Genomic DNA, 4,715 nt, shown 5'->3' with positions numbered 1-4,715 from the left:
GAGCGCCCGCGCCGCCGGTGCCGGCGCCCGGCATGCCGCCCGCCCCGTCGGCGCCGCCCTCGGGCGCGCCGGTGCCGGGGTCGGCCGGCGGGGGCGGGCCGACCCGCACGTCGACCGTCCCGACGCCCGAGGCGCCGTCGGTCGTCGTCACGATCGCCCGGATCCGGTAGCTGCCGGCCTCGGCGAAGGTGTGGGTCGGCCGCAGCTCGCTGCTGCTGCTGCCCGTGCCGTCGCCGTAGACCCAGCGGACGCCGGCGACGTTGCCGGGGCCGCCGGCGACCTGGGCCGTGAGCGCGACCGGCTCCCGCGGGTCGACCTGGGTCCGGTCGGCGGCGACGCTGACCGCGACCGTGCCCGCGACGGTCGCGATCGAGACCCGCAGCGTCTGGCCGCCGTTGGGGACGATCTCGACCGGGTTGGCGTCGCCCTCCCCGCGAAGCGGACGGAAGACGGACTGCTCGCCGCCGGTCGCCGCGTTGATGTTCCGGAAGATGAGCAGCCGCGGCTGGCCGTCGGTCGCGGTCAACGGGTCGCCGAGGAAGCCGTCGACGACCTCGCTGCGGCTCAGCGACGCCAACGGCGTCCCGTTGCCGCTGTCGCCGGGGGAGCGGATCTCGAGCCCATCGACGTTCGCGCGCGGGACGCCGGCCAGCTCGGCGACGGCGGCGGCCGAGCTGCCGGCGAGCTTCTCGACCCTCGTCTCGGACACCGTCTCCCCCTCGCGGCGGAGGTAGCGCTTCGTGTACCGGACGTCGACCACGTCGTTCGCCCGGTCCAGCTCTCCCGGGCTCACGTAGAGGTCGGAGACGCCCCCGTCGCCGGCGTGCGGGAGCACCCGCACCAGCAGCCCGCCGGACGGGTTCGCGGCGCCCGCCGGCGACGGGAGCGCCGCGAGCAGGACAGCGGTCACGACCGCGAGGGCGGGCGCCGAGCGGCGACGCCCGTGTCCCGTCCCCCCGTCGTCGCGGCCGCGGCGCACCGGCTAGCGCTTGATCGTCAGCTGCTGCCGCTGGGTGCGGACGTTGCCGGCGGCGTCGACCGAGCGGACGCTGACCCGGTAGCGGCCACGCGGGAGCGCCCGCTTCCAGCTGAGCTTCAGCGTGCCGGCCCGCTTGACGCTGCCGCGGACGGCCTTGGCCGTGCGGTAGCTGGTCTTGCGGACCGCCTTGCCCTTGCGGCGGACGCTCGTGACCGTGCGACGGGCGATCGTGACCCGGACGCTGCCGGCCTCGTTGATCCGCAGCGTCAGCCGCCGGGGCGTCAGGCTCAGCTTGGAGACCTTCGGGGCGGTCCTGTCCCGCGGGGTCGGGGTCGGGGTCGGAGCGGGACCCGGAGCCGGGCCGGGCGCGGGCGCGACGACGGTCACGATCCCGATCTCCTGCGTGTTCGGGCTGAAGCTGTTCCAGATCGTCGCCTGGAAGCGTCCGAGCGAGACCCGGTAGCGGGTCGTCGCCGCGACCGTGGTGGTGAAGCCGACGCGACCGGCGGCGTCGGTCGGCTGCGGCGCGCCGACGTCGGTCCAGGTAGCACCGCCGTTGGTCGACGCCTGCAGCTGGACCGGCTGGCCGTTGACGGCCGGAGCGCCGGGCTGGCGGTTGCGCAGCGTCAGGGCGACGGTCACGGTCGCCCCGGGGGTGGTCGCCGGGGGCAGCGCCGCGTCGACGCTGATCGACGGGAAGGCGTCACCGCGGAAGGCGGGGTTGGTCGCCGTCGGGAAGCCGTCGACCGCGGTCTGGAAGCGCTCCGAGGTCAGGAAGTCGAGGAACCGCCGGGCGCCGGCGACGTTGACCGGCGGCGCACCGGCCGGCAGCTTCGCCGCGTTGACGATGTAGGCGCTGAACGGGTTGATCAGCAGGTCCTTGCCGCCGCGGGCGCTGCCGTCGTTGTTCTCGCTGAGGATCGCCAGCTTCGTGATCGTGCCGGAGCTGTCGAGCCGATTGAACGTCCCGCGGTCGACCATCGTGTAGCAGCCGCCGTCGGGGAACTCGGCCGACGAGCAGACGTCCGCCTTCTGGAGGCTGGTGGCCTGCCCGACGTTGGTCTTGCCGTACCACGACGGGTAGCTGCCGCCGCTGCCCGGCTCGTCGCGGTCGGTCGCGGAGCCGGCGTTGGCCGCCTTCTGCTTGACGACGGCGGAGCCGGTCATCTGCCACATCAGCTGCTCCTGCACGTTGGTGCCGGAGTTGTCCCCGCGAGAGACGAAGCTCGCCTGGTGGCTGGCGCCCGCGGCGGCGATCCGCTCGAGCGCGGCGACCGCGTCGTGGTTGGCGGTCGCCTTGACACCGGCGGGATCGGCCTTCGGCCCGACGATCACGTAGTCGGAGTAGAAGATCGCCCGGCCGGGACCCTCGAGCGAGAAGCCCTCGTCGGAGAACTTCTTCTCCAGCGACGGGGCGTGCGTGATCACCACGTCGCCGAGGCCGGCGCGGGCGTTGTCCAACGCCTTGCCGGTCCCGACGGCGGTGTAGGCGAGCTCGTCGTCGGGCTGAGCCGCCTTGTAGGCGGGCCGCAACAGCCCCTCGACCAGGCCGGCGTCGACGGTGTCGGTCGTGCTCTGGACGCGGATCTGGTCCGCCAGCGCTGGCGTCGCCGTCAGCGCCAGCAGCGCGATGGCGGTGGCCGTCGCGGTGATCGTGGGTCGTGTCAGCTTCACGGAGCCGTTCCTCGTCGTTGCGGTGTTCACGGCACGGGCGTCGTGGGGACACCCGTGGCGCTGACTGCCTAGGCAATTCAGCGACATTGAGGCCCGCCGTGCAGCGGCCATCCTACGGCCACCGGTCGACAGAGCCCCTCATATCGAAGCGCCACGCTAGCGCATTCGGTGGTCCAGTGGTTCAAACGTTCACCCACTACGGCCCACGCACTGCCTAAGCAGCGATCGGCATGCGCCGGGGGCAGGGTCCGCCTGCACCCGCCACGGCACGGGTCGACCGACCGACTCGGCGACGCGCGCCCGGCGACCGCATCGGCCCACGCCGGCGCTCCCGCCTGGCTTTGGCCCGGCGGGCGTGCGAGCATCGGGCGATGAGCACCGACGTCTCGATCAGCGAGGCCGCCAAGGCGCTCGGCGTCAGCGCCGACACCCTGCGGCGGTGGGACCGCAACGGCAAGCTGGAGACCGTGCGCGACGAGCGCAATCAGCGGCGGGTGCCGGTCAGCGAGATCACGCGGCTGACCGAGCGGCCGCTCCGGCCGTCGGTCGGCGACAGCTTCTCGCCCCGCAACCGGTTCGCCGGGATCGTCGCCTCGGTCGAGGTCGACGGGATCATGGCGCTGGTCGAGATCGAGGCCGGCCCGCACCGGATCACCTCGGTGATCACCCGCGACGCGGTCGAGGAGCTCGGCCTCGCCCCCGGCGTCGCGGCGACGGCCTTCGTCAAGTCGACCTCGGTGATGGTCGAGCGGTCCGCGGACTGACCCCGAGGCCGCGACCGCGACCGCGAGGCGAGGCGGGGCGAGGCGAGGCGAGGCTGATGCGGATCAGCGTTGCCCGTGAACGCCAATCTGCATCAGGTGGCCGCGGTCCGCGTGCTGATGCGGATCTCGGGCCCATACGACAGGAGATCCGCATCAGTCCGGGTCCCGACCGCCGCCGGGGCCCCACCACCCGCCTCGCCATTCCCGCGCCCAACGGCCTTGGCCCCGCCGCGCGGCTAGAGCTCGTCGAAGTCCCCGTGGCGCCCGCGGCCCTCGGCGAACCGCTGCGCGCCCTCCCACGCCTGCTGGAGGCTCTCCGCCCCGATCGCGAACTCGCGGTCGAGCGCCGCGGTCAGCGGCAGCCCCTCCTGGGCGTAGGCCGAGCGGCGGTCGCCGCGCATCGTGATCTGGGGGAACCGGGCCAGCTCGGCCGCGAGCGCCTGGGCGGCCGCGAGCGCCGTCCCGGTCGGCACGACCCGGTTGGCGAGGCCGATCGCCTCCGCCTCGCGGGCGTCGACCGCGCGGCCGGTGAGGATCAGGTCGAGCGCCCGGCTCATCCCGATCAGGCGCGGCAGCCGGACCGTTCCGCCGTCGATCAGCGGCACGCCCCAGCGGCGGCAGAAGACCCCGAAGACGGCGTCCTCCTCGACCACCCGCAGGTCGCACCAACAGGCCAGCTCGAGCCCGCCGGCGACCGCGTGCCCGGAGACCGCCGCGATCACCGGCTTGTCGAGCAGCATCCGGCTCGGCCCCATCGGCCCGTCGCCGTGCGGCAACGCCCGGTTGCCGTCGCTCGACCCCATCGCCTTGAGGTCGGCCCCGGCGCAGAAGCTCCCGCCCGCACCCCAGAGCACGGCGACCGCGGCCTCGTCGTCGGCCTCGAAGGCCCGGAAGGCGGCGGCCAGCGCCGCCGCGGTGGGGCCGTCGACGGCGTTGCGGACCTCGGGGCGATCGAGGATCACCGTCGTGACCGGCCCGTCCCGTTCGACCCGGACCGCAGGCCGCGCGCCGGCCTCGGTCGTGTCCCCATCGCTGCCGCTCGCCGCGCCCATGCCGTGCTCGCTCTCGTTCGCCTTCGTCCGTCCGGCCGATCCTGCCAGCGTTGGAGGCGGAGCGGGGCGGAACGGCCGCGTGGGCCCCGGGGTGGGGCCGCGGGGTGGGTGTGGGGCGGACGCCAGGCCGGGCCGGGGCGGACGGGGCGGGGCGGACTCGCGCTCGTTGAACGGCCGCGAGATGAAGCTCTCGGCGGCGTGGCAGACGACGTCGAGCCCGGCCGAGGAGGTCACCTCCGCCGGCAG

Annotated in this window: 4 protein-coding genes; 1 reads left to right on the top strand and 3 read right to left on the bottom strand. The window is 74.7% G+C overall.

Annotated features, from left to right (window positions below; all coding sequences use genetic code 11):
* A partial coding sequence (locus tag ACVUH9_RS22140; protein WP_475761006.1) for a PKD domain-containing protein occupies positions 1–910 on the bottom strand: 910 nt, incomplete at its 3' end.
* A gap of 72 nt (positions 911–982) precedes the next feature.
* Complete coding sequence (locus tag ACVUH9_RS22135) at positions 983–2,653, bottom strand: ABC transporter substrate-binding protein (RefSeq protein WP_475761004.1); 1,671 nt, start codon at positions 2,651–2,653, stop codon at positions 983–985.
* Positions 2,654–3,024: 371 nt separating this feature from the next.
* Here ACVUH9_RS22135 and ACVUH9_RS22130 point away from each other — a divergent pair, with 371 nt between their 5' ends.
* On the top strand, positions 3,025–3,417 hold the full coding sequence (locus ACVUH9_RS22130) for a TOBE domain-containing protein (protein WP_475761002.1): 393 nt from the start codon (positions 3,025–3,027) through the stop codon (positions 3,415–3,417).
* A 236-nt stretch (positions 3,418–3,653) separates the two neighbouring features.
* Here the strand turns inward: ACVUH9_RS22130 and ACVUH9_RS22125 are convergent, their stop codons facing one another.
* Positions 3,654–4,469: a crotonase/enoyl-CoA hydratase family protein gene (locus tag ACVUH9_RS22125; RefSeq protein WP_475761008.1), complete on the bottom strand. Its 816-nt coding sequence runs from the start codon at positions 4,467–4,469 to the stop codon at positions 3,654–3,656.
* Between the last annotated feature and the right edge of the window lie 246 nt (positions 4,470–4,715).

The organism is Patulibacter ginsengiterrae, from assembly GCF_056269115.1.
The sequence above is the reverse complement of the archived record's forward strand: the minus strand, read 5'-3'. Positions and strand labels throughout refer to the sequence as shown.

Excerpts from the sequence above, each read along its gene's own strand:
- ACVUH9_RS22125 (WP_475761008.1), bottom strand. The coding sequence starts at position 4,469 with ATGGGCGCGGCGAGCGGCAGCGATGGGGACACGACCGAGGCCGGCGCG.
- ACVUH9_RS22130 (WP_475761002.1), top strand. The coding sequence starts at position 3,025 with ATGAGCACCGACGTCTCGATCAGCGAGGCCGCCAAGGCGCTCGGCGTC.